Genomic DNA, 23917 nt, shown 5'->3' with positions numbered 1-23917 from the left:
GAGAGAGGCTTCTTTTGCTAAAACAACGAATTATTACCGCATTGCTACTGGTTCCCCTGGTGTTGGGGGCGCTGTTTTTTCTGCCGTTGAAATTCTTTGCCCTGTTGGCATCCCTGGTATTTCTGTTGGCCAGCCGCGAGTGGAGCGGCTTCGTCTCTGCCAAGCCGCAGCAGTGGCTGCCGCTGGTGTACTGCCTGCTGCTCGGGGCCAGCCTGTTCTGGCTGCCGGTGGAGCAGCTGTGGACTCCTCATCTGCATCCGCTGGTGATGGGCGTGCTCTGGACCGCCGTCAGCTGGTGGCTGCTGGGGCTGCTGCTGGTGTTGCGCTATCCCCAGAGCGCCAAGCTGTGGAAGGAGTCCATCTGGCTCAAGTCCCTGTTCGGCCTGGTGACCCTGGTCCCCTTCTTCTGGTCCCTGGTGGCCATCCGTGGTTACAACTTCTATCACGACCCCATGATGGGGGCCTGGATCCTGCTGTTCGTGATGGGACTGGTCTGGGCGGCAGATTCTGGCGCGTATTTTTTCGGCAAGGCGTTCGGCAAGCACAAGCTGGCGCCGGCCGTGAGCCCCGGCAAAACCATCGAAGGCATGTGTGGCGGCCTGTTTACCGCCAGCCTGCTGGCGGTCGGGGTGACCTGGTTCATGGGCTTTGTGCCCGCCAAGATGGCCATCGTGCTGTTCTGCTCCTTGCTGGCGGTGCTGGCCTCGGTGCTCGGCGATCTCACCGAGAGCATGTTCAAGCGCGAAGCCGGCATCAAGGATTCAGGCACCCTGTTGCCCGGCCACGGTGGCATTCTCGACCGGATCGATAGCCTGACCGCCGCACTGCCGGTGTTCCTGCTCAGCTATCTGCTGCTCAGCCAGGAGTTTTGATGCTCAGCCTGATGCGTCTGCCTGCGGCGGGCGCCATCCATTCGTCATACAGCGGGAGTTTTGATGCATAACCTGGTGATTCTGGGAGCCTCCGGCTCCATCGGTCAGAGTACGCTCAAGGTACTGCGGCACAATCCGGGGCGCTGGCAGGTGCTGGCGCTGACCGCGGCCCGCAGCGTGGAGGCCATGCTGCGCGATTGCCTCGAATTCTCTCCCCGCTTCGCCGTCATGGTGGACGAGGCCGCCGCCAGCGAGCTGGCCGCTCAACTCAAGACCCACGGCAGTGCGACTCGCGTCATGGCTGGCCCGGCCGCCCTGTGCGAAGTGGCCGCTCATCCCGATGCCCACAGCGTGATGGCCGCCATCGTCGGCGCCGCCGGGCTTGCGCCCACCATGGCTGCGGTGCGTGCCGGCAAGCGCATCCTGCTGGCCAACAAGGAGGCCCTGGTGATGTCCGGCGCCTTCTTCATGGAGGCGGTGCGCGAGCACGGTGCCGAGCTGCTGCCCATCGACAGCGAACACAACGCCATTTTCCAGTGCCTGCCCGAGGCCATCCAGCGCCAGCCGGGCTTTTGTGACCTGGCGGGAGCGGGCATCAGCAAGATCCTGCTGACCGGCTCCGGCGGCCCGTTCCGTTATACCGACATCGCTGAGCTGGCCCGCGTCACCCCGGCCCAGGCCATCGCCCATCCCAACTGGTCCATGGGCGCAAAGATCTCGGTCGACTCCGCCACCATGATCAACAAGGGGCTGGAGTATATCGAGGCGCGCTGGCTGTTCAACGCGGCGCCCGAGCAGATCCAGGTGGTGATTCATCCCCAGTCGGTGATTCACTCCATGGTGCAGTACAAGGACGGTTCCGTGCTGGCCCAGCTAGGCAACCCGGACATGTGCACCCCCATCGCCCACGCCCTGGCCTATCCGGCTCGAATCGAGTCCGGTGTGGAACCTTTGGATTTCTTCAGTGTCGGAGAGTTCAGCTTTATCCGTCCCGACTATGAGCGCTATCCCTGCCTGCAGCTTGCCATGCATGCCTGTCAGCAGGGACAGGCCGCAACCACGGCCCTCAATGCCGCCAACGAGGAGGCCGTGGCGGCTTTCCTTGCAGAGCGGATCGGTTTTATGGATATTGCCAGAGTCAATGAGGCCACCATGCTCGCCCTGGGCGGTACGGCGGCCGGTTCGCTGGACGATTTGATTGCGCTGGATGGGGCGGCCCGTGCCCGTGCTCACAATTTGATTGAGGAGCTTAGCTGATGAGAGCTGTTTCGTGGCATTGTGCTGCCTTCACCCTGATTGTCGGAGACAGGACCATGCATGAACGCGAGGTGATGGGCTGATGGGCGGTGTGTTGTGGAACATCGGTGCCTTTATCGTCGCCCTCGGGCTGCTGGTTGCGGTACATGAATTCGGCCACTTCTGGGTGGCCCGTCGCTGTGGCGTCAAGGTGGAGCGTTTCTCCATCGGTTTCGGCAAGGCCATCTGGCGTCGGCTCGGCAAGGATGGCACCGAGTACGTGCTGGCCCTGATCCCCCTCGGCGGTTACGTCAAGATGCTGGACGGTCGGGTGGACGAGCTCAAGCCCGGTGACGAGCAGTACGCTTTCAATCACAAGAGCGTCTGGGCGCGGATGGCCATCGTGGCTGCCGGCCCCATGGCCAACTTCGTGTTTGCCCTGTTCGCCCTCTGGCTGATGTTCATGATCGGCGTACCCGCCGTCAAACCCGTGGTGGGGGAGGTGCGTCCCACCTCCATCGTGGCGGCGGCCGGGGTGGAACCCGGCATGGAGATCGTCGGCGTCGGTGGCGAGGAGACCGGTGACTGGGAGAGCGTGACCTATGCCCTCATCAGCCACCTTGGCGATGACTCGGTCCAGCTCAAGCTCAAGGCAGCCAACACCAGCTACGCGGTGGACAAGACACTGCAGCTGGCCGGCTGGAAGTTTGATCCCGACAAGGAGTCTCCCATCGGCAGCCTGGGCATAGTGCCGCTTGGTGGCAAGGTGCTGCCGGTGGTCGATGCGGTGGTGGCCGCGAGCGCCAGCGAGAAGGCTGGCGTTCAGGCGGGCGATCGCATCAAGCGGGTAGGGGAGCAGGAGATCACCGAGTGGGCCCAGTTTGTCCACCAGGTGCAGCAGTCGCCCCAGCAGCCGCTTGAGGTGACCGTCGAGCGGGCGGGCAGCGAGCTGACCCTGACCCTGACGCCGGATGCCAAGAAGGTGCGGGGCCAGCTGGTCGGTTTTGTCGGCCTGTCGCCGCAACTGGTTCCATTACCGGATGAGTATCGGATTCTGTTACAGTATGGGCCTTTGCAAGCCCTGTGGCAGGGCGCCCAGAAGACCTGGAGCCTGACCACCCTGACGTTCGACATGATCGGCAAGCTGATCGGTGGCATCGTCTCGCTGGACAACCTGAGCGGCCCCATCTCCATTGCCAAGGGCGCGGGCAGCAGTGCCGACTACGGTCTGGTCTACTTTCTCGGCTTTCTGGCGCTGATCAGCGTCAACCTGGGGATCATCAACCTGTTCCCCCTGCCGGTGCTGGACGGTGGCCATCTGGTCTACTTCCTCATCGAGGCGGTCACCGGCAAGCCGGTATCAGAAAAAATTCAGGAAGTGGGTTTCCGGATTGGCGCCGCCATTCTGATGTTACTGATGGGTATTGCGCTGTTTAATGATTTCGCTCGCCTCTGAGGCCAGAGCATCAACAAGGACACATAAGAACAAAATGGCTGTTAAAAAAGCATTGGTGTTGAGTTGCCTGCTGGGTGCCAGTTTCCTGGCCCAGGCGGCCCCTGCCTCTTTTGTGGTGCAAGATATTCAGGTTGAAGGTCTGCAGCGGGTGACCCTGGGTGCTGCCCTGCTGAACCTGCCGATCCGGGTGGGCGATTCCGTCGATTCCGTGACGCTGGCCAACGCCATCAAGAAGCTCTATGCCTCCGGCAACTTCGAGGACGTCAAGGTCTACCGCGACGGCCAGGTGCTGCAAGTGGCGGTCAAAGAGCGGCCGACCATCTCCAGCATCGAGTTCTCCGGCAACAAGGATATCAAGGAAGAGCAGCTGACCCAGAGCCTGGAGTCCTCCGGCATCCGGGTGGGTGATCCGCTGGATCGCACCGTGCTGAGCTCCCTCGAGAAGGGGCTGGAAGATTTCTACTACGGCGTGGGCAAGTACTCCGCCAAGGTCAAGGCCATCGTCACCCCGCTGCCGCGCAACCGGGTAGACCTCAAGTTCACCTTCGTGGAAGGGGAAGCGGCCAAGATCCAGCAGATCAACATCGTCGGCAACAACGTGTTCCCGGAAGAGAAGCTGCTGGCTCAGCTCTCCCTCAAGGACGACGTGCCCTGGTGGAACTTCACCGGTGACCAGCGCTACCAGAAGCAGAAGCTGGCCGGCGACATCGAAACCCTGCGCTCCTACTACATGGATCGCGGTTACATCCGCTTTACCCAGGAGTCGACCCAGGTCTCCATGACCCCGGACAAGAAGGGGGTCTACGTCACCCTCAACGTCAAGGAAGGGGATCAGTACAAGGTGTCCGGCATCCAGCTCAAGGGCGATCTGATCGATCGCGGCGGCGAGATGAAGGGGCTCATCCCCATCGAGACCGGCAGCATCTACTCCGCCAGCCAGGTGACCCACACCGAAGAGGTGCTCTCCAAGTTCCTCGGTCGCTACGGCTACGCCTACCCGAAAGTGGTCACCTTCCCGCAGGTCAACGACCAGACCAAGGAAGTGGAGCTCATCGTCAACATCGAGCCGGGCCCCCGCGTCTATGTACGCAACATCAACTTCACCGGCAACGTCACCACCAAGGACGAAGTGCTGCGCCGCGAGATGCGTCAGATGGAAGGCACCTGGCTCTCTTCCGACAGCGTCGAGCAGTCCAAGACCCGTCTCAACCGTCTCGGCTTCTTCGAAACCGCCGAAGTGGACACCAAGCGGGTGCCGGGCAGCGATGACCAGGTCGATCTGGACTTCAAGGTCAAGGAGCAGCCGGCCGGTTCCATCAACGCCGGTGTGGGCTACGGTACCGAATCTGGTCTGAGTCTGCAGGCGGGCCTGCAGCAGGACAACTTCATGGGGACCGGCAAGAAGATCGGCATCTCCGCCAGTACCAACAAGTACTCCAAGAGCGTCGACCTCAGCTACAACGATCCCTACTTCACCGTGGACGGGGTCAGCCTGGGCGGTCGTCTCTACTACAACCAGTTCAGTGCGGCTGACGCCAACATCGTGGACTACGAGAACACCACCATCGGCTTCCGCCTCTCCAGTGGTTTCCCGGTCAACGAGAACAACCGTCTCGACTTCAGCCTCGGGGTCGAAAACAACAAACTGTCCCAGCCCAACCCCTATCTGCAGGTGGATGAGTTCTGGAAGGTGTACAGCGAGAACAAGGATGGCGACAACCGCATGGTGTTCAACACCGTCGACGTCACCGCCGGCTGGACCCGTTCCACCCTCAACAAGGGCCAGTTCCCGACCGCCGGTGACCGTCAGCGGGTCAACGCCAAGGTGACCGTGCCGGGCATGGATCTGCAGTACTTCAAGCTCAACGCCGAAGACGCGCACTACTTCCCGTTCGATGCGGATCACAAGTGGGTGCTGATGGCCAAGGCGCGTGCCTCCTACGGCAACGGCTACGGTAGCAACGGCAGCTATGACCACGTATTGCCGTTCTTCGAGAACTACTTCGCCGGTGGTTTCGATACCCTGCGCGGCTTCAAGAGCAATACCGTGGGTCCGAAGGCGCTCTACTACTACAACCTGAGCGGCAACGACGTCATCCAGGGCACTGACAGCTCGGTGGGCGGCAACGCCCTGGCGGTCGCCTCCCTCGAGATGATAGTGCCGACGCCGTTTGCGTCCGAGACCTATCAGCCGCAACTGCGGACCAGCTTCTTCATCGATGCCGGCTCCGTGTGGGATACCACCTTCGACTATGACCAGTACCGCAACCGTTGCTTCAGCGGCTGCAACTATCTGGCCGACTATTCGGATCCGACCAACTACCGCGCCTCGGCCGGTCTGTCGCTGCAGTGGCTCTCCCCGATGGGCCCGCTGGTGTTCGCGATTGCCCGTCCGCTCAAGCAGTACGAGGGCGACCGGACCGAGTTCTTCTCATTCAACATCGGCCGTACCTTCTAAGGACGGACTCTGCCCCCACCCAGCGGTGGGGGTATTCAATGATGGGACGCGCAGCTTGCGTGCCTCACCAGGTAACAAGTCGGTCCGGGTACCACTTGCATAATCAGGTAAATCAGGTAGCCCTCACATGAGGGAACAAGGAGTAAGTGTGAATAAAGCGTTGAAAGTAGCTGGTTTGAGTTTTGCACTGATGGCTGCCGGCATGGGCTCCGCCTTGGCCGAGACCAAGATCGCCGTGGTCGACATGGGCGAAGTATTCCAAAAGCTGCCCCAGCGTGAAGCAGTCTCCAAGAAGCTGAAAGGCGAATTCGAGCCGCGCATGCGTGAGCTGCAGAAGCTGGAATCCGACGGTCAGAAACTGGTCGAGAAGTTCAAGAAGGACGAAGCCTTCATGAGCGCCGAGCAGAAGAAGCAGAACCAGGAGAAGCTGGCCAAGCTGCAGATGGAGTTCAACCAGAAGCGTCAGGCGTTTGAACAGGACAACGGTCGCCGTCAGTCCGAAGAGCGCAACAAGATCCTGACCAAGGTGCAGGCTGCCATCGATTCCATCGCCAAGAGCAATGGTTACGATCTGGTGCTGGAGCGCAACGCCGCCCCGTACGCCGCCAGCAAGCTGGACATCTCTGCCCAGGTTATTTCTCAGGTAAGCAAGAGCAACTAATTGATGGCATTCACTCTCGCACAGCTGGCCCAGCAACTGGGGGCCCAGGTCCATGGCGACGGAACCCTGGAAATCCGCAAGGTAGCGACACTGGAAAAGGCCGGGGAGGGGGATATCACCTTCCTGTCCAATAAAAAGTACCGGCATTATCTGGAGCAGAGCAAGGCGACCGCCGTGCTCATCACAGAAGCGGATCTGCCATTTTGTCCCACCAATGCCCTGGTGCTCAAAGACCCCTATGTGGGCTTTGCCCGGGTTGCCCAACTGCTGGACACCACCCCGCAGCCGGCCACGGATATCCATCCGAGCGCCGTCATCGCGGCAGACGTGCAACTGGGCGAGAGAGTGGCCATCGGGGCCAATGCGGTGATCGAATCCGGCGTGGTGCTGGGGGATGATGTGCGCATCGGTCCGGGCTGTTTCGTTGGCAAGAATACCCGACTGGGAGCTCGCTCCCGGTTGTGGGCCAACGTCACCCTGTATCACAACATCACCATGGGCACCGACTGTCTGGTTCAATCCGGCACAGTGATCGGCGCCGATGGGTTCGGTTATGCCAACGAGCGCGGCGAGTGGATCAAGATCCCCCAGCTCGGCGGCGTGACCATCGGCAACCGGGTCGAGATCGGTGCCTGCACCACCATCGACCGCGGCGCGCTGGAAGATACCCGCATCGCTGACAACGTCATCATCGACAACCAGTGCCAGATCGCCCACAACGTCGAGATCGGCTACGGCACCGCCGTGGCGGGCTCCACCGTGATGGCAGGTAGTCTCAAGGTCGGCAAATACTGTATCATTGGCGGCGCCTCCGTCTTTAACGGGCACATGGAGATCTGCGACCAGGCCACCGTTACCGGCATGGCCATGGTGATGCGACCCATTACCGAGCCCGGTGTCTACTCTTCCGGCATCCCCCTGCAAACCAATAAAGAGTGGCGCAAGACCGCCGCCCGGGTGATGCGTATCGAAGAGATGCACAAGCGGTTGAGCAAGCTTGAGAAGAAGCTGGACCAAGAATAATCACGATTGGTATAGGGTACTGTTTTGACTACTGAAAAGAAGAGCCTGGGTATCCAGGAAATAATGGATCTGCTGCCCCACCGTTATCCGTTCCTGATGGTGGACAAGGTGGAAAACTACGAGATCAGCGATGAGCGCAAGACCTTGCGTGCCATCAAGAACGTCTCGTTCAACGAGCCGATCTTTCAGGGCCACTTCCCGGCCAAGCCGGTGTTCCCCGGCGTGCTGATCCTGGAAGCCATGGCACAGGCCACCGGTATCCTGGCGTTTACCATGGTGGGCAAGCCGTCTCCCAACGAACTCTATTACTTTGCCTCAATCGACAACGCTCGTTTCAAGCGTCCGGTGGGCCCCGGCGATCAGCTGGTGCTTGACGTGGAATTCCTGAAAGAGCGTCGCGGTATCGCCAAGTTCACCGGTGTGGCCACGGTCAACGGTGAAGTGGTCTGTACCGCCGAGCTGATGTGCGCCAAACGCGAGGTTTAACACACGTGATCGACCAGACTGCCATCATTCACGATACTGCCGTCGTCCATGAGTCTGCCGTCATCGGTAAAGGGGTTGAAATCGGCCCCTTTTCTGTCATCGGTGCCGAGGTGGAAATCGGCGACAACACCTGGGTCAGCTCCCATGTGGTGATCAAGGGCCCGACCAAGATTGGTCGCGGCAACAAGATCTTCCAGCACACCTCCATCGGTGAGGATTGCCAGGACAAGAAGTACGCCGGCGAGCGCACCTTCCTCGAGATCGGCGACAACAACGTCTTTCGCGAGAACTGCACCGTGCACCGCGGCACCATCCAGGATCAGTCCCTGACCAGGATCGGCAGCGGCAACCTGTTCATGGTCAACGTCCACGTTGCCCACGACTGCATCATCGGTGACAACTGCATCTTCGCCAACAACGCGACCCTGGCGGGCCACGTGGTGATCGGCGATTTCGTGATCTTCGGCGGTCTCTCCGCGATCCACCAGTTCGGCCGTGTTGGCTCCCACGCCTTCGTCGGTGGCTGCGCCGCCCTCAACAAGGACGTGCCGCCCTACGTGATGGCCGCCGGCAACTACGCCAAGCCGTTCGGGGTCAACTCCGAGGGGCTGCGTCGCCGTGGTTATACGCCTGAGGCCATCTCCGCCGTCAAGCGCGCCTACAAAGAGATCTTCCGCTCCGGCAAGACCATCGAAGAGGTGCTGCCGGTGCTGATCGAGATGGCGGCCAGCGAGCCGGCCATCCAGCTCTACGTGGATTTCCTCAAAGACAACGAGCGCGGGATCATCCGTGCCTGATCCCGTTCGCATCGGTATCGTCGCCGGAGAGGTTTCCGGCGACATTCTGGCTGCCGGCCTGGTGCGCGAGCTGCAGGCCCGCTACCCGGACGCGCAGTTCGAAGGGATCGCCGGGCCGCGCATGCAGGCCCTCGGCGTGAAGGCGCTGTTCGAGATGGAAGAGCTTTCCGTCATGGGGATCACCGAGGTGCTGGGCCGTCTGCCGCGCATTCTCAAGGTCCGCCGCGAACTGCTGCGCCACTTCATCGCCAATCCGCCCGACATCTTCATCGGGGTGGATGCTCCGGATTTCAATATCGGGGTGGAGCTCAAACTGCGCCGCGCCGGTATCAAGGCGGTTCACTACGTCAGCCCCTCGGTGTGGGCCTGGCGCCAGAACCGCATTCACAAGATCAAGGCCGCCACCGACATGGTGCTTGCCTTCCTGCCGTTCGAGAAAGCCTTCTACGACCGCTTCGATGCCCCTTGTCGCTTCGTCGGCCACACCATGGCGGACGACATTCCGCTGGTGCCGGATCAGGCCGCGGTACGCAGAACCCTCGGCATCGACGCCAACCGGCGCTGGCTGGCGGTGCTGCCGGGCAGCCGCAGTGCCGAGGTGGGCTTTATGTCGCCCCTGTTTCTCGAGGCCTGCAAGCACCTGACGGTGCGCTATCCGGATCTCGGTTTCATCGTGCCGCTGGTCAACCAGAAGCGGCGCGAGCAGTTCCTGGCCATCAAGGCCGAGCTGGCGCCGGATCTCGACATGGTGCTGCTGGAAGGGCAGGGCCGTGAGGCGATGATCGCCGCCGACGTGGTGATGCTGGCCTCCGGCACCGCGGCGCTTGAAGCCATGCTGGTGAAAAAGCCGATGGTGGTGGGCTACAAGCTCAAACCGTTCAGCTACTGGCTGGCCCAGCGGCTGGTGAAGACCGAATTCGTCTCCCTGCCCAACCTGCTGGCCGGTCGCATGCTGGTGCCGGAGCTGATCCAGCACGAATGCACCCCGGAGAATCTGGTGGTCGAGGTGAGCAAGTTCTTCGAGCACGACAACAGCGCGCTGGTGAACACCTTCACCGAGCTCCATCAGCTCATCCGCTGCAACGCGGATCAGCAGGCGGCCGAAGCGGTGGCCGAGCTGCTCGGCAGATAACTTCCGGGCGGCCGCAGGGGCTGCGCCAACGTGACGCCAGGCCCTGCGGGGCCTGTTTTGATTCAAGGCTACAAGATGATGATCGATATTCCTGACGACAGGCTGGTTGCCGGTGTGGACGAAGTGGGCCGTGGCCCGCTGGTGGGGGACGTGGTCACCGCCGCGGTGATTCTTGACCCGGCCAATCCCATCATCGGGCTGAACGACTCCAAGAAGCTCTCCGAGAAGAAGCGCCTCGCCCTGTTTGACGAGATCAAACAGAAGGCGCTGGCCTGGTCCGTCGGCCGTGCCAGCCCGGCGGAGATCGACGAGCTCAACATCCTGCACGCCACCATGCTGGCGATGCAGCGCGCCGTGGCTGGGCTCTCCATCGCGCCCGAGCTGGTCTTCATCGACGGCAACCGCTGCCCAAGTTTGCCGATGGAAGCACGCGCCGTGGTCAAGGGTGACAGCCTGGTGGCCGCCATCAGCGCCGCCTCGATTCTGGCCAAGGTGACTCGCGATGCGGAGATGACCGAGCTGGACAGCCGTCATCCCGAGTACGGTTTCGCCCGTCACAAGGGCTATCCGACCGCGGAGCACCTCGCCATCCTGGCCGAGCGCGGCCCGCTGCCCGAATATCGCAAAAGTTTCAAACCGGTGCATCGCGCACTGGGGATCGAATAGACCATGCAATTTAGTCCGAGCAACGAGAGGGGATGACGATGGCTGAACCCCGTTTTATCCACCTGCGGGTCCACTCCGACTTCTCCATGGTCGACGGCCTGCAGAAGATCAATCCCATCGTCGGTGCGGCGGCGGCCAACAACATGCCGGCACTGGCGCTGACCGACCAGATGAACATGTGCGGCCTGGTGCGCTTCTACGGCGCCGCCCACGGCAAGGGTGTCAAGCCCATCGTCGGGGCCGACTTCTGGGTGCAGAGTGACGAGCTCGGCGACGAGCAGTTCCGCCTCACCCTGCTCGCCATGGACAACGACGGCTACCAGAACATCACCCTGCTCATCTCCCGCGGCTATCAGCGCGGTCACGTGCAGGGGCGCCCGGTCATCGACAAGGCCTGGCTGGCCGAACACGCCAAGGGGGTGATCGTGCTCTCCGGCGGGCGCGAGGGGGACGTGGGCAAGTTCCTGCTCAAGGGCAACCGCCAGATGACCGAGCAGTGTCTCGCCTTCTATCAGGCCCACTTCCCCGACGCCTATTATCTGGAGCTGCTGCGTACCGGCCGCCCCGATGAAGAGGTCTACCTGCACATGGCGGTGGCCATTGCCACCGAGTTTGCGCTGCCGGTAGTGGCCACCAACGAGGTGGTGTTCCTCACCGCCGATGACTTCGACGCCCACGAGATCCGGGTCGCCATCCACGACGGCTATACCCTGATGGACAAGCGCCGCCCGCGCCGCTACAGCCCGCAGCAGTATCTGCGCAGCCAGGAGGAGATGGCGGAGCTGTTTGCCGACATCCCCGAGGCGCTGGAGAACACGGTGGAGATCGCCAAGCGCTGCAACGTGACGGTGCGCCTCGGCGAATACTTCCTGCCCAACTTCCCCACCGGTGACATGACCACCGAAGATTTCCTGGTCATGAAGTCGAAAGAGGGGCTGGAGGAGCGACTCGAATTCCTGTTCCCGGATCCGGCCGTGCGGGCCGAGCGCCGCCCCGAGTATGACGAGCGGCTCGACATCGAGCTGAAAGTGATCAACCAGATGGGCTTCCCGGGTTACTTCCTCATCGTGATGGAGTTTATCCAGTGGTCCAAGGACAACGGCATCCCCGTTGGCCCGGGCCGGGGCTCGGGGGCGGGTTCCCTGGTGGCCTACGCCCTCAAGATCACCGATCTCGACCCGCTGGAATTTGACCTGCTGTTCGAACGTTTCCTGAACCCCGAGCGGGTATCCATGCCCGACTTCGACGTCGACTTCTGCATGGACCGGCGTGACGAGGTGATCGACCACGTCTCCGAGATGTACGGTCGGGAGGCGGTATCGCAGATCATCACCTTCGGCAGCATGGCGGCCAAGGCGGTGGTGCGGGACGTGGGCCGGGTGCTGGGCCACGCCTACGGCTTCGTCGACCGCATCTCCAAGCTCATTCCGCCGGATCCGGGCATGACGCTCGCCAAGGCGTTCGAGGCCGAACCCAAGCTGCCCGAGCTCTACGAGCAGGACGAGGAGGTCAAGGACCTCATCGACATGGCGCGCCGCCTCGAAGGGGTAGTGCGCAACGCCGGTAAACACGCCGGTGGCGTGGTGATCGCGCCCACCAAGATCACCGACTTCGCGCCGCTCTACTGCGATGACGAAGGTCATCACCCGGTTACCCAGTTCGACAAGAACGACGTGGAGTACGCCGGGCTGGTGAAGTTCGACTTCCTCGGCCTGCGCACGCTCACCATCATCGACTGGGCGCTCGGCATGATTAACCCGCGCCTTGCCAAAGAGGGCAAGCCGCCGGTCGACATCGCCGCCATCCCCATCGACGACAAGCGCTCGTTCGACCTGCTGCAGCGCTACGAGACCACCGCGGTATTCCAGCTGGAATCCCGCGGCATGAAGGATCTCATCAAGCGGCTGCAGCCTGACTGCTTCGAAGACATGATCGCACTGGTGGCGCTGTTCCGCCCGGGCCCGCTGCAGTCGGGCATGGTGGACAACTTCATCGAGCGCAAACACGGCAAGGAGGCCATCTCCTATCCGGACGAGAAGTGGCAGCACGAGAGTCTGCAGCCGATCCTCGAGCCCACCTACGGCATCATCCTCTATCAGGAGCAGGTGATGCAGATTGCCCAGACCCTGGCGGGTTATACGCTGGGTGGCGCGGACATGCTGCGCCGGGCGATGGGCAAGAAAAAACCCGAAGAGATGGCCAAGCAGCGGGCCGGCTTCGAGGAGGGCGCGGTCAAGAACGGCGTCGACGGCGAACTGGCGATGAAGATCTTCGATCTGGTGGAGAAGTTTGCGGGCTACGGCTTCAACAAATCTCACTCCGCCGCCTATGCGCTGGTCTCCTACCAGACCCTCTGGCTCAAGACCCACTTCCCGGCGGAGTTCATGGCGGCGGTAATGACTGCCGACATGGACAACACCGACAAGATAGTGACCCTGGTGGACGAGTGCCAGCGGATGGGGCTGACCGTGATCCCGCCGGATGTGAACACCGGCCGCTACCGCTTCAGCGTCAACGAAGACGGTCACATCGTCTACGGCATTGGCGCGGTGAAGGGGGTGGGGGAAGGCCCCATCGATGCGATCCTGGAAGCGCGGGATCGGGACGGGCCGTTTCGCGATCTGTTCGACTTCTGCAACCGGGTCGATATCAAGAAGCTCAACAAGCGGGTGATGGAGAAGCTGATCCTCTCCGGCGCCATGGACCGGCTCGGCCCCCACCGCGCCGCCCTGATGGCGACGCTGGAAGAGGCGATGCGCGCCGCCGAGCAGCACGCCAAGGCGCAGGCGGTGGGTCAGGTTGACATGTTCGGCGTGCTCACCGAAGAGATCGACGACGTCAAGAAGGCGTTCGCCAACGTGCCGCACTGGCCTGACAAGGTGTGGCTGGAAGGGGAGCGCGAGACCCTCGGGCTCTACCTCACCGGTCACCCCATCAACCAGTACAGCGGCGAGCTGCGTCGTTATACCTCTGGCCGGCTGTGCGATCTGCACCCCACCTCCCGCGATACCGTGACCACGGCCGCCGGCTTGGTGATTGCGGCGCGCAGCATGGTGACCAAGCGTGGCAACAAGATGGGGATCTTCACCCTGGACGACCGTTCCGGTCGCCTCGATGTGACCCTGTTCAGTGAAGCGCTGGAAAAGTATGAAGAATTGATGCAAAAAGACCGTATTTTGGTGGTTTCTGGACAGGTCAGCTTTGATGACTTCTCCGGTGGCCTTAAAATGTCGGCCCGTGAATTACTGGATATCAACGATGCGAGAGAGCGTTTTGCCAGGGCGATCCGCATCTCTCTCGATGAACAGCAGATTGATGATCGTTTTTTCCCGCGTTTGTGCGAGATTTTGGAACCCGCCCGTGCCGGAGTTTGTCCGGTTCAGGTAAACTATCGTCGCCCCGGCTCCCGGGTGCGATTGACGCTCGGTACCGAGTGGCGGGTGACGCCCACCGATCAACTGATAGATGACTTGCGCGTCCTGCTTGGACGAGAGCGGGTTGAATTGGTTTTTGATTAGAGGATCTATAGTCCCTATGAGTCTTTTTCTGGATTTTGAACAGCCGATCGCCGAGTTGCAGGCGCAGATTGACGAACTCCGTCATGTGAGTGAAGGCAATCACGCCGTGGATCTTAAAGAAGAGATCCGTCGGCTGGAGAAGAAAAACGAAGAGCTGACCAAGAAGATCTTCGGCGATCTGGGGGCCTGGCAGGTATCCCAGATGGCGCGTCATCCCCAGCGCCCCTATACCCTCGACTACATCGAGCACATCTTCACCGACTTCGACGAGCTGGCCGGCGATCGCGCCTATGCCGATGACAAGGCCATCGTCGGCGGCATCGCCCGTCTCGACGGCGAGCCGGTGATGGTCATCGGTCACCAGAAGGGGCGCGAGACCAAAGAGAAGATCAAGCGCAACTTCGGCATGCCGCGCCCGGAAGGGTATCGCAAGGCCCTGCGCCTGATGGAGATGGCCGAGCGTTTCAAGATGCCGATCATCACCTTCATCGACACCCCGGGCGCCTATCCTGGCGTAGGTGCTGAAGAGCGTGGCCAGTCCGAGGCGATTGCCCGCAACCTGAAAGTGATGGCCGGTCTGACCGTGCCGGTGGTCTGCACCGTGATCGGTGAAGGCGGCTCCGGCGGCGCCCTGGCCATCGGTGTCGGCGATCGCGTCAACATGCTGCAGTACTCCACCTACTCGGTCATCTCGCCGGAAGGGTGCGCCTCCATCCTGTGGAAGAGCGCCGACAAGGCGCCGGTCGCGGCCGATGCCATGGGCATCACCGCCCAGCGTCTGAAAGAGCTGAAACTCATCGACAACATCGTCGAGGAGCCGCTCGGTGGCGCCCACCGCAATGTGGAAAAGATGGCCAAGCGCCTGAAAGACCGCATTCAGCAGGATCTGAACGCCCTGCGCCCGCTCGAGACAGAGCAGCTGCTGGAGCAGCGTTACCAGCGCCTGCTGGGCTACGGCTACTGCTAAGCGGGCTTCGGTATCGCACCATGCTGGAAGGCCCCCGCTCTGCGGGGGCCTTCTTTTTTTGGGCGAGAGTTTGGGCGAGAGCAGGGCAGTGAAAAATCCTGTTCATATGGATACCTGTTGGCACGATGTTTGCCAAAACCCCCCTGTTGGATCAATTCAACGGCGATTTGTGGCCGAAAAAAGTGGGATCCCGCTCCCGTTTTGCTTAAAGTGATTGTTTCCGATCGACCCGATCGGCATGCCCGCAAGGACGCTCTGCGGACGTAAACAGGCCAGCCCGGCCTGACTCACAGGAATGTTCACCTTCCCGGCGGCCCAGTCTTGTGCAGCACCCTGCTGCGTCCAGCCGCCCCGGTGTTACGTCACTCTCATCGTGCATCGTCTCCATCTGCAGCGAGTGAATCATGAGCGAATCGGTTTTTGAGATCCATGACTGGACCCTGAGCGTCGACGACAACATGCTGTGTCGTCCCGACCGCGAGGTCTACCTCGAGCCCCGTCTGGTCAATCTGTTGCGCTTCCTGGCCAGCAACGCCGGCACGGTATTTGGGCGCGACTGCCTGATCAACGAGGTGTGGGACGGCGCCGAGGTGACCGATCAGGTGGTGACCCAGTCCATCTTCGAGCTGCGCAAGATCCTCAAAGACGGTCGCAACGATGCCGCCGACTACATAGTCACCGTGCCCAAGCGCGGCTACAAGCTGGTGGCGCCGGTGCGGCCGCTGCAAGTGGTGTCGGTGGTGATGGCGCCAGCCGGCGACGAGATCCAGAGCGATTTGAGCCCGCCGCTGGCAGAGGAGGATTCGGAGGCCGTGGTCACGACGGCCCCCTTCCCGGCTGGCCCACTGACCCGGGCCATCTCGAGCCACGCCCAGGATGGCCGCAGCCGCTGGAAGATGATCGGCTTCGATGTCTTCGTGGCGGTGATCCTGGTCTCCATCGTCAGCCTGCTCAGCTATCAGCACGCCAGCCCCCAGGTGCACTCCATGCTGGATCCCGACCTGCTGGTGTTTCGTTTTCACTCCGGCATGGATGGCAGCAACGAGAACGTGCGTCTCGCCGACGGTATCACCCGCGCCCTGATGGGGGAGGTGGCCGCCGCCACGCCGCTGCGGGTGCAGTATGGTGCCAACACCCTGATGGGGGGCATCCTGCCCGGCAAGGAGCTGAGCGTGCGGGTCTCCCGCCAGCCGGGGGGCACCTATCTCGATCTGGAGTACCGCAACATCAACACCAACCGGGTGCTGTTCAGCCACCAGTACCAGCTCAGCCGTCACAACGTGCACGGGGTGTTGCAGGCGAGCAGCCAGGATCTGCTGCGTGCCCTCGATCAGCCGGACGTGCTGCCCGGCATGGGCTGGCCGACGGATGACGGAGCGCTGATGGCCATGATGGAGGCGCACTACTACATCAACAGCCAGGATCCGGTGGCCCTCAGACGCGGCGTCGAGCTGCTCGACAAGTCGCTGGCCAGTCAGCCGGATCAGCCGCTGCTGCTGGCGGAGCGTTATCTGGCCGGGGAGGCGCTGGCGACCCTGACGGGGACTCCCCAGAGCGAGCGCCTGCAGGGCATCGGTGCCCATCTGGCCAGCGTGGTACGGGATCAGGTCGCCCTACCAGCCCGGGTCTGGGAGGCCCTCACCTTGCAGGCGATCCTGAACGGACAGCAGCAGGAGGCTACCCGGCTGCTGGCCGAGGCCGCCAGCCGGGGCCGCTCCGTGCTCTATCACATTCTGCGCGGCAAGCTGGCCGAGCTGGATGGTCGCCCCGAGGCGGCTGGGGATGCCTACAGCCAGGCCTTCCTGATGGAGGCGACCGAGCAGACCTATCTGCTCTGCCAGCAGCTCGGTTTTTACAGCAACATGGAAACCCTCACCCCGGCCCTGTTCAATGCCCTTGGCCAGAGCAAGGTGAAGCTGTTCTGACTCCCGCCGGGGCCATCCTGGCCCTGTCGCCAAGACGGCGATCCCCGCCGGTTGGCTGAGGGGCGCCGGCGGGTGCGCCGTCTGACATCATCTCTCTGCTATCCCCATTTCTATCCGATGATTGCCCCGTGCAGGCATAAGCCATGGTTGCCACCATCCTTGGCGCCAGCATCGAACTGTCTCTCTGTCTCCCCACCGAACCAGCCGAGCTGGTGCCGGTGTTTACCGTCTTATGGGCACTCAAGGTGCTCGATCTCAGTCTTGATATTGTCTTGAGCCTGGAGCGCGGCGCGGTTGTGGTCGCCAGCCGGTGCCTGTTGCAGCGGCCGGGCATTGGCAAGGCGCTGCCGGCCGAAAGCGAGAGCGTGCCCACGGCAGAGGGAGATGCAAAAACACCCAGCAAAGGGGACCGTGCGAACCCGTCTGCCGGGCATGGCCGGACTCGGTGGGTCATGAATGACGCGCTTTATGCCGTGGCGCCTCTCAGAAAAATATCAAGGCGTGTCGAATGGCGCTCATCGGCCGCATCAAGGGGGGCGGCGGATATCAAGGTTTTATCAAGGTGCTTGATGGCGCATTGGCCAGTCACTTGTTTTTAAAGTGTTTTTATCGATTTAGGCTGACCGGTCGAAAAAGTTCACTCATGTTTTTATCCCTTAGCTGGTCTTTATGTTTTCCGGGGCCGAGGAGCCTAGTCTGTGGCCATTGGTTGGCGGGAGGCTCCGCCAAGCGTGTGTTTGATGCCTTAATATCGACCCGGAGATTTTATGTCCCTAGATACGAGCAAGAAGATCGGCCTTGTCGCCTGTACAGGTGTGGTGGCCGGCAACATGATGGGGAGCGGTATTGCACTGCTGCCCTCGGCCCTGGCCACCATAGGTTCCATCTCTGTGTTCAGCTGGGCCATCTGCCTAGTCGGCGCCATGGGGCTGGCCTTCGTGTTTGCCCGCCTCGCCACCAAGAACCCGCAAGAGGGTGGCCCCATCGCCTACGCCGGCGAGATCTCTCCGGTGTTCGGTTTCCAGACCGGTGTGCTCTACTACCACGCCAACTGGATCGGCAACCTGGCCATCGCCATTACCGGCGTCTCCTACCTCTCCGTCTTTTTCCCCATTCTCAACAGCCCGATCCCGGCCGCCGCGGCCACCATCGCCGCCGTCTGGATCTTCACCTTCGTCAACCTGCTTGGCGGCAGCTGGGTGAGCCGGCTCTGTACTCTGGGTCTGGTGCTGATCCTGTTGCCGGTTGTCGGTACTGCCGTGATGGGCTGGGGCCATTTTGATGCCACCGTTTACAGCCAGAACTGGAACACCACCAGCGGCAGCGACCTGCATGCGGTCATCAGCGCCGTGCTGATCTGCCTCTGGTCCTTCGTGGGCGTCGAGTCCGCCGCCGTCTCTTCCGGCATGGTGAAGAACCCCAAGCGCACCGTACCGCTCGCCACCATGCTGGGCACCGGTATCGCTGGCGTCATCTACATCCTCTCCACCCAGGTGATCAGCGGCATGTTCCCGGCCGGTGAAGTGGCTGCCTCCGGTGCGCCGTTTGCCATGGCCTCTTCTGCCATCTTCGGCAGCTGGTCTGCACCGTTCGTCTCCGCCTTCACCGCGCTGGCCTGCTTCACCTCGCTGGGTTCCTGGATGATGCTGGTGGGCGAGGCGGGCAAGCGCGCCGCCCATGACGGCAACTTCCCGAAAATCTACGGCGAAGTGGACAAGAACGGCGTCGCCAAGAAGGGCCTGATCCTGGGCTCCCTCAAGATGACTGCGCTGATGGTCGGCCTGACCGCCTTCACTTCCCAGTCCGCCCACGCGGCCGATCTCTTCAACGTGCTGACCACAGATGCGGTGCTGCTGACCATGCTGCCCTACTTCTACTCCAGCATTAACCTGATCCGTTTTGAAGGCATGACCTCCCGCAGCATCGGCGCCATGATCTTCTCCGGTGTCGCCTGCGTGTTCTGCCTGGTGGCCCTGATGGGGGCCAAGGGTTCCAACCTCACCGCTACCTTCGTGGTGTCGCTCATCATCCTGATGTTCTACGCCAAAAAACAGGGTCTGCGTCAGCACGACGCCCTGCTCAAAGAGCAGACCAGCCACTAATTCCGTTTTCCTTTTCCGAGCGCTCTTCACTCACCATCCCTGATGGAGAGCGCCCCATCACGTGTGGAGCATTACGATGAACATCATTGCCATCCTCAACCACCTCGGCGTTTTCTTCAAAGAAGAACCCATTCGCCAGCTGCAAGCCTCCCTCGAGCGCAAGGGTTTCGAGGTCGTTTATCCGGTCGACGTGGCCGATCTGCTGAAACTGATTGAGAAGAACCCCCGCGTCTGCGGCGCCATCTTCGACTGGGACAAATACTCCCTGGGCCTGTGCAAGGAGATCCACGATCGCAACGAGAAGCTGCCGATCTTCGCCTTCGCCAACGACCAGTCCACCCTGGACATTCACCTGACCGACCTGCGTCTGAACGTGCACTTCTTCGAGTACCGTCTCGGCATGGCCGACGACATCGCCCTCAAGATGGGTCAGGCCACCCAGGAGTACCAGGACGCCATCCTGCCGCCGTTCACCAAGGCGCTGTTCAAGTACGTGGAAGAGGGTAAATACACCTTCTGTACTCCGGGTCACATGGGCGGTACCGCCTTCCAGATGAGCCCGGCCGGCAGCATCTTCTATGACTTCTACGGTCCGAACGCGTTCAAGGCTGACGTCTCCATCTCCATGCCGGAGCTCGGCTCCCTGCTGGATCACTCGGGCCCGCACAAGGAAGCCGAGGAGTACATCGCCCGTACCTTCAACGCCGATCGCTCCTACATCGTCACCAACGGCACCTCCACCGCCAACAAGATAGTCGGCATGTACTCGGCGCCGGCCGGCAGCACAGTGCTGGTGGATCGCAACTGCCACAAGTCGCTCACTCACCTGATGATGATGAACGACGTGACCCCGCTCTACTTCCGTCCGACCCGCAACGCCTACGGCATTCTGGGCGGCATCCCGCAGAGCGAATTCAGCCGCGACACCATCGCCGCCAAGGTCGCCGCCACCCCGGGTGCCCAGGCGCCGCGCTACGCCGTGATCACCAACTCCACCTATGACGGCCTGCTCTACAACACCGGCTTCATCAAGGAGGCGCTGGACACCCCTTACATCCACTTCGACAGTGCCTGGGTGCCCTACACCAACTTCAGCCCGATCTACGAAGGCAAGTGCGGCATGAGCGGCGAAGCCATGCCGGGCAAGGTGTTCTACGAAACCCAGTCCACCCACAAGCTGCTGGCGGCCTTCTCCCAGGCCTCGATGATCCACATCAAGGGTGACGTGGAGGAAGAGACCTTCAACGAAGCCTTCATGATGCACACCTCCACCTCGCCGCAGTACGGCATCGTGGCCTCCACCGAGATCTCCGCCGCCATGATGCGTGGCAACACCGGCAAGCGGCTGATCAAGGACTCCATCGATCGCGCCATCTCCTTCCGCAAAGAGATCAAGCGTCTGCGCGAGCAGAGCGAAGGCTGGTTCTTCGACGTATGGCAGCCGGATGACATCGACACCGTCGAGTGCTGGAAGCTGGATCCGAAAGATGACTGGCACGGCTTCAAGGACATCGATGACAACCACATGTACCTGGATCCCATCAAGGTTACCCTGCTGACCCCGGGCATGGGCCGCAATGGTCAGCTGCTGGACAACGGCATCCCTGCCTCGCTGGTCTCCAAGTTCCTGGACGAGCGCGGCATCGTGGTGGAGAAGACCGGTCCCTACAACCTGCTGTTCCTGTTCTCCATCGGTATCGATCAGTCCAAGGCGATGCAGCTGCTGCGCGCCCTGACCGAGTTCAAGCGTGGCTACGATCTGAACCTGACCATCAAGAGCATACTGCCGAGCCTCTATCGTGAAGACCCGAGCTTCTACGAAGGGATGCGCATCCAGGAGCTGGCTCAGCGCATTCACGAGCTGACCAGCAAGTACCGTCTGCCGGAGCTGATGTTCAAGGCGTTCGACGTACTGCCGGAGATGAAGATGACCCCGCACGCCGCCTGGCAGCAGGAGCTGGCCGGTAACGTGGTGGAAGTGCCGCTGCGCGACATGGTGGACCGCATCAGCGCCAACATGATCCTGCCGTACCCGCCGGGAGTACCGCTGGTACTGCCGGGCGAGATGGTGACCCAGGATTCCCTGCCGGTGCTGGAGTTCCTCGAGATGCTGTGCGAGATCGGGGCCCACTACCCGGGCTTCGAGACCGACATCCACGGCCTCTATCGTCAGGCCGATGGCAGCTACACCGTCAAGGTGCTGCGCTAAGCGAGAGTGACAACAACGGGCCGCAAGGCCCGTTTTTCCCATCTGGGTTCATCCATTTTTTTGCGAGTCAGCATGAAGCGAGTTCTCTCCATCCAGTCCCACGTGGTGTTCGGCTGTGCCGGCAACAGTGCCGCCGTGTTTCCCATGCGTCGCATGGGGCTGGAGGTGTGGCCCGTCAACACGGTGCAATTTTCCAACCATACCCAGTACAGCGCAGGCTGGCAGGGGATGGTGATGCCAAACGGTCATATCCGTCAGCTGATGGCGGGGCTGGCTGACATCGGCGTACTGGGGCAGTGCGATGCGATCCTGAGCGGTTATCTCGGCTCGGCCGAGCAGGGGGAGGAGATCCTGGCGGCGGTGGCCCACCTCAAGGCGCTCAATCCGAATGCCCGCTATTTTTGCGACCCCGTGATGGGGCATCCCGACAAGGGGTGCATAGTCGCGCCCGGCGTCGCCGATTTTCTGAAAAACCGGGCGCTGGCCTGCGCCGACCTGCTGGCCCCCAATCTGCTAGAGCTGGAGCAGTTGACCGGCCGCGAGATCTGCAATCTGAGCGAGGCGCTGGCGGCGTGCCAGCAACTGCGTGAGGGGGGAGTGGAGCTGGTGATGGTCAAGCATCTGGGCCGCGCCGGCTTGAGCCTGGACCGGTTCGAGATGCTGCTGGTGTGCGAAGAGGGGGCGTTTCATATCTCGCGCCCCCTCTATGAGTTTCAGCGTCAACCCATCGGGGTGGGGGATCTGCTGAGCGCCACCATGCTGGCCAACCTGCTGGCGGGCTTCACGCCGGTGGCGGCGTTCGAGCGCACCAATGCCAGCGTGGATGCGGTGCTGGCCCAGACCTGGCTGGCGGGCGCCTACGAGCTGCAGCTGGTGGCCGCCCAGCAGGCGATGGTCGAGCCCGAGATCCGCACCTGTGCCCGCCGGCTGCCGGCCTGATGGCGGCGCTTAACCGGCGCGCCGGGCCAGTTGTACTTGCTGGCGCGCACCAAGCGGCTTGCGACCGGGCCGGCTCAGCGGGGCACAGGCCAGCTTGAGGCGGCGCCACTCGCGCCACAGCAGCCAGCACAGCGGCAGGGTCAGCAACACCACGGTAGTGGGCTGGGCCAGCAGCACGCCGTCCCGGCCCCACCAGAGCGGCAGCATGAAGATCAGCGGCAGCAGCAGCAGGGTCTTGGCGGCCGAGATGAGTAGCGCCTGGCGGGTACGGGCCATGGACTGCAGCAGCACGATGCCGAACATGATGATCCCCTCCAGCGGAATGGCGCCCAGGTTGAGAGTCAGGCTGCTGATGGCGGCCGCGAGCAGCTCACCATCCTGATCGCCGGTGTAGAGCATGGCCACCTGGCGCGGCAGCAGCTGGATCAGCAGCCAGACCGCCAGACCGTAGATGAGCGTGATCTTGAGCCCCATCTCCATCAGGAACTTGAGGTCACGATGGCGTTTGGCGCCGGCCGCCTGGCTGACCAGCGGCTGGATGCCGAAGGCCAGCCCCTGCAGGATGACGATGAACACCGCCTCGGTGTAACCGGCCACGGTGAAGCCCGCCAGATCCTTGACCGAACCGTGCACCATCAGCTGGCTGTTGTGCAGCAGCAGCAGCAGGCCGAGGTTGAACTGGGCGATCAGGCTCGGCAGGCCGGTGAACAGCAGGTTCGGCATGGCCGGAAAGTTGGGCACCAGGTGGCGCCACTCTATGCGCAGCTTGGCATGGCGGGTAAAGAAATAACCCAGCCCGAGCAGGCTGACGACCCCTTCCGAGATGAGGGTGGCCTGCGCCGTACCGATCAGACCCAGCCCCAGCCGGCCCACCATGATGTAGTTGAGGATGATGTTGAGGATGGCGCCGCTGCTCACCAGCAGCATGGCGAGACGGGGGCGGCCGTCGTTGCGCAGCAGATAGGGCACCGCCAGGTTGCAGGCCAGCAGTAGGGTGCCGCCACCGATCCAGTAGAGGTAGTCGCTGGCCTGTTGCCAGGTGTCGGTACCCTGTTCAATGCCCAGTGCCAGCAGGATGTCGACGTGCCAGTAGTGCAGCAGCAGCGGCGCCACGGCGCCCAGCAGCCCCAGCAGCCAGAGCGCATTGACCAGCGCCTGGCGGGCCAGGCCGAAATTTCTGGCGCCCTGCTGGAAGGAGATGGCGGTGGCCGCCCCCATGCTGATCATGGCGGCGAGACCGATCAGCACCATGATGACCGGGTAGACCAGGTTGATGCCGGCAAGGCCGGCGGCCCCCACGTAGTGACCGACGAAGATGCCATCGACCAGGTAGTAGGCGCCGGATACCAGCATGGCCATGATGGAGGGCAGGGCATAGCCCCAGAAACGGCGGGTCATCGCCCGCTGGCGCAGAGTGAAGTAGGCAGACATATCTGTTCTCTTGGGGAGTTCGATTATCGAGCAGATAGT

At 62.1% G+C, this 23917-nt stretch carries 18 protein-coding genes; 17 read left to right on the top strand and 1 reads right to left on the bottom strand.

The window, feature by feature from the left end:
• Positions 1 to 14: 14 nt before the first annotated feature.
• The 17 genes from PG881_RS09270 (at position 15) to pdxY (ending at position 22447) form a co-directional block, all read left to right on the top strand.
• Complete coding sequence (locus PG881_RS09270) at positions 15 to 872, top strand: phosphatidate cytidylyltransferase (protein ID WP_005303453.1); 858 nt, start codon at positions 15 to 17, stop codon at positions 870 to 872.
• A gap of 63 nt (positions 873 to 935) precedes the next feature.
• Positions 936 to 2129, top strand: a complete 1194-nt coding sequence (gene ispC / locus PG881_RS09265; protein WP_113994930.1) for a 1-deoxy-D-xylulose-5-phosphate reductoisomerase — start codon at positions 936 to 938, stop codon at positions 2127 to 2129.
• A gap of 82 nt (positions 2130 to 2211) precedes the next feature.
• On the top strand, positions 2212 to 3564 hold the full coding sequence (gene rseP, locus PG881_RS09260; protein WP_270799486.1) for a sigma E protease regulator RseP: 1353 nt from the start codon (positions 2212 to 2214) through the stop codon (positions 3562 to 3564).
• 34 nt (positions 3565 to 3598) lie between these two features.
• Positions 3599 to 6022, top strand: coding sequence for an outer membrane protein assembly factor BamA (bamA, locus tag PG881_RS09255; protein WP_011705100.1), 2424 nt, complete (start codon positions 3599 to 3601; stop codon positions 6020 to 6022).
• Between the two features lie 148 nt (positions 6023 to 6170).
• Positions 6171 to 6683 (top strand): OmpH family outer membrane protein, encoded by a 513-nt coding sequence (locus PG881_RS09250; protein WP_011705101.1) that lies wholly within the window; start codon positions 6171 to 6173, stop codon positions 6681 to 6683.
• Positions 6684 to 6686: 3 nt separating this feature from the next.
• Complete coding sequence (lpxD, locus tag PG881_RS09245) at positions 6687 to 7706, top strand: UDP-3-O-(3-hydroxymyristoyl)glucosamine N-acyltransferase (protein ID WP_011705102.1); 1020 nt, start codon at positions 6687 to 6689, stop codon at positions 7704 to 7706.
• 24 nt (positions 7707 to 7730) lie between these two features.
• Entirely contained in the window at positions 7731 to 8192 is a 462-nt protein-coding gene (gene fabZ / locus PG881_RS09240) for a 3-hydroxyacyl-ACP dehydratase FabZ (protein ID WP_010634777.1), read from the top strand.
• A 5-nt stretch (positions 8193 to 8197) separates the two neighbouring features.
• The gene (gene lpxA / locus PG881_RS09235; protein ID WP_124252437.1) at positions 8198 to 8989 is read left to right on the top strand and encodes an acyl-ACP--UDP-N-acetylglucosamine O-acyltransferase; all 792 of its coding nucleotides are present in this window, start codon (positions 8198 to 8200) and stop codon (positions 8987 to 8989) included.
• Positions 8982 to 10121 (top strand): lipid-A-disaccharide synthase, encoded by a 1140-nt coding sequence (lpxB, locus tag PG881_RS09230; RefSeq protein WP_257684674.1) that lies wholly within the window; start codon positions 8982 to 8984, stop codon positions 10119 to 10121. Before lpxA ends, lpxB begins: the two co-directional genes overlap by 8 nt.
• 75 nt (positions 10122 to 10196) lie before the next feature.
• Positions 10197 to 10787, top strand: a complete 591-nt coding sequence (rnhB, locus tag PG881_RS09225) for a ribonuclease HII (RefSeq protein WP_270799481.1) — start codon at positions 10197 to 10199, stop codon at positions 10785 to 10787.
• A 38-nt stretch (positions 10788 to 10825) separates the two neighbouring features.
• Positions 10826 to 14305, top strand: a complete 3480-nt coding sequence (dnaE, locus tag PG881_RS09220) for a DNA polymerase III subunit alpha (protein ID WP_042067626.1) — start codon at positions 10826 to 10828, stop codon at positions 14303 to 14305.
• Positions 14306 to 14321: 16 nt separating this feature from the next.
• Positions 14322 to 15272, top strand: a complete 951-nt coding sequence (accA, locus tag PG881_RS09215; protein ID WP_016349878.1) for an acetyl-CoA carboxylase carboxyl transferase subunit alpha — start codon at positions 14322 to 14324, stop codon at positions 15270 to 15272.
• Between the two features lie 404 nt (positions 15273 to 15676).
• On the top strand, positions 15677 to 17197 hold the full coding sequence (gene cadC / locus PG881_RS09210; RefSeq protein WP_270799478.1) for a lysine decarboxylation/transport transcriptional activator CadC: 1521 nt from the start codon (positions 15677 to 15679) through the stop codon (positions 17195 to 17197).
• A 143-nt stretch (positions 17198 to 17340) separates the two neighbouring features.
• On the top strand, positions 17341 to 17796 hold the full coding sequence (locus tag PG881_RS09205; protein ID WP_270799476.1) for a hypothetical protein: 456 nt from the start codon (positions 17341 to 17343) through the stop codon (positions 17794 to 17796).
• A gap of 168 nt (positions 17797 to 17964) precedes the next feature.
• On the top strand, positions 17965 to 19299 hold the full coding sequence (gene cadB / locus PG881_RS09200) for a cadaverine/lysine antiporter (protein WP_024946039.1): 1335 nt from the start codon (positions 17965 to 17967) through the stop codon (positions 19297 to 19299).
• Positions 19300 to 19375: 76 nt separating this feature from the next.
• Positions 19376 to 21508, top strand: a complete 2133-nt coding sequence (locus tag PG881_RS09195) for a lysine decarboxylase CadA (RefSeq protein ID WP_076361118.1) — start codon at positions 19376 to 19378, stop codon at positions 21506 to 21508.
• A 72-nt stretch (positions 21509 to 21580) separates the two neighbouring features.
• Positions 21581 to 22447, top strand: a complete 867-nt coding sequence (pdxY, locus tag PG881_RS09190; RefSeq protein ID WP_024946037.1) for a pyridoxal kinase PdxY — start codon at positions 21581 to 21583, stop codon at positions 22445 to 22447.
• Positions 22448 to 22456: 9 nt separating this feature from the next.
• On the opposite strand, the gene PG881_RS09185 is transcribed toward pdxY, so the two are convergent.
• Positions 22457 to 23878: an MATE family efflux transporter gene (locus PG881_RS09185; protein WP_101614568.1), complete on the bottom strand. Its 1422-nt coding sequence runs from the start codon at positions 23876 to 23878 to the stop codon at positions 22457 to 22459.
• Between the last annotated feature and the right edge of the window lie 39 nt (positions 23879 to 23917).

It is taken from the genome of Aeromonas sp. QDB54 (genome assembly GCF_027707385.1).
Classification (GTDB): Bacteria; Pseudomonadota; Gammaproteobacteria; order Enterobacterales; family Aeromonadaceae; genus Aeromonas; species Aeromonas hydrophila.
The sequence above is the reverse complement of the archived record's forward strand: the minus strand, read 5'-3'. Positions and strand labels throughout refer to the sequence as shown.

What these genes read in the sequence shown, in the direction of transcription:
- rseP (WP_270799486.1), top strand. Translation starts at nt 2,212, where the DNA reads ATGGGCGGTGTGTTGTGGAACATCGGTGCCTTTATCGTCGCCCTCGGG.
- bamA (WP_011705100.1), top strand. Translation starts at nt 3,599, where the DNA reads ATGGCTGTTAAAAAAGCATTGGTGTTGAGTTGCCTGCTGGGTGCCAGT.
- PG881_RS09185 (WP_101614568.1), bottom strand. Translation starts at nt 23,878, where the DNA reads ATGTCTGCCTACTTCACTCTGCGCCAGCGGGCGATGACCCGCCGTTTC.
- PG881_RS09195 (WP_076361118.1), top strand. Translation starts at nt 19,376, where the DNA reads ATGAACATCATTGCCATCCTCAACCACCTCGGCGTTTTCTTCAAAGAA.
- PG881_RS09205 (WP_270799476.1), top strand. Translation starts at nt 17,341, where the DNA reads ATGGTTGCCACCATCCTTGGCGCCAGCATCGAACTGTCTCTCTGTCTC.
- rnhB (WP_270799481.1), top strand. Translation starts at nt 10,197, where the DNA reads ATGATGATCGATATTCCTGACGACAGGCTGGTTGCCGGTGTGGACGAA.
- ispC (WP_113994930.1), top strand. Translation starts at nt 936, where the DNA reads ATGCATAACCTGGTGATTCTGGGAGCCTCCGGCTCCATCGGTCAGAGT.
- accA (WP_016349878.1), top strand. Translation starts at nt 14,322, where the DNA reads ATGAGTCTTTTTCTGGATTTTGAACAGCCGATCGCCGAGTTGCAGGCG.
- cadB (WP_024946039.1), top strand. Translation starts at nt 17,965, where the DNA reads ATGTCCCTAGATACGAGCAAGAAGATCGGCCTTGTCGCCTGTACAGGT.
- pdxY (WP_024946037.1), top strand. Translation starts at nt 21,581, where the DNA reads ATGAAGCGAGTTCTCTCCATCCAGTCCCACGTGGTGTTCGGCTGTGCC.
- cadC (WP_270799478.1), top strand. Translation starts at nt 15,677, where the DNA reads ATGAGCGAATCGGTTTTTGAGATCCATGACTGGACCCTGAGCGTCGAC.
- dnaE (WP_042067626.1), top strand. Translation starts at nt 10,826, where the DNA reads ATGGCTGAACCCCGTTTTATCCACCTGCGGGTCCACTCCGACTTCTCC.
- lpxD (WP_011705102.1), top strand. Translation starts at nt 6,687, where the DNA reads ATGGCATTCACTCTCGCACAGCTGGCCCAGCAACTGGGGGCCCAGGTC.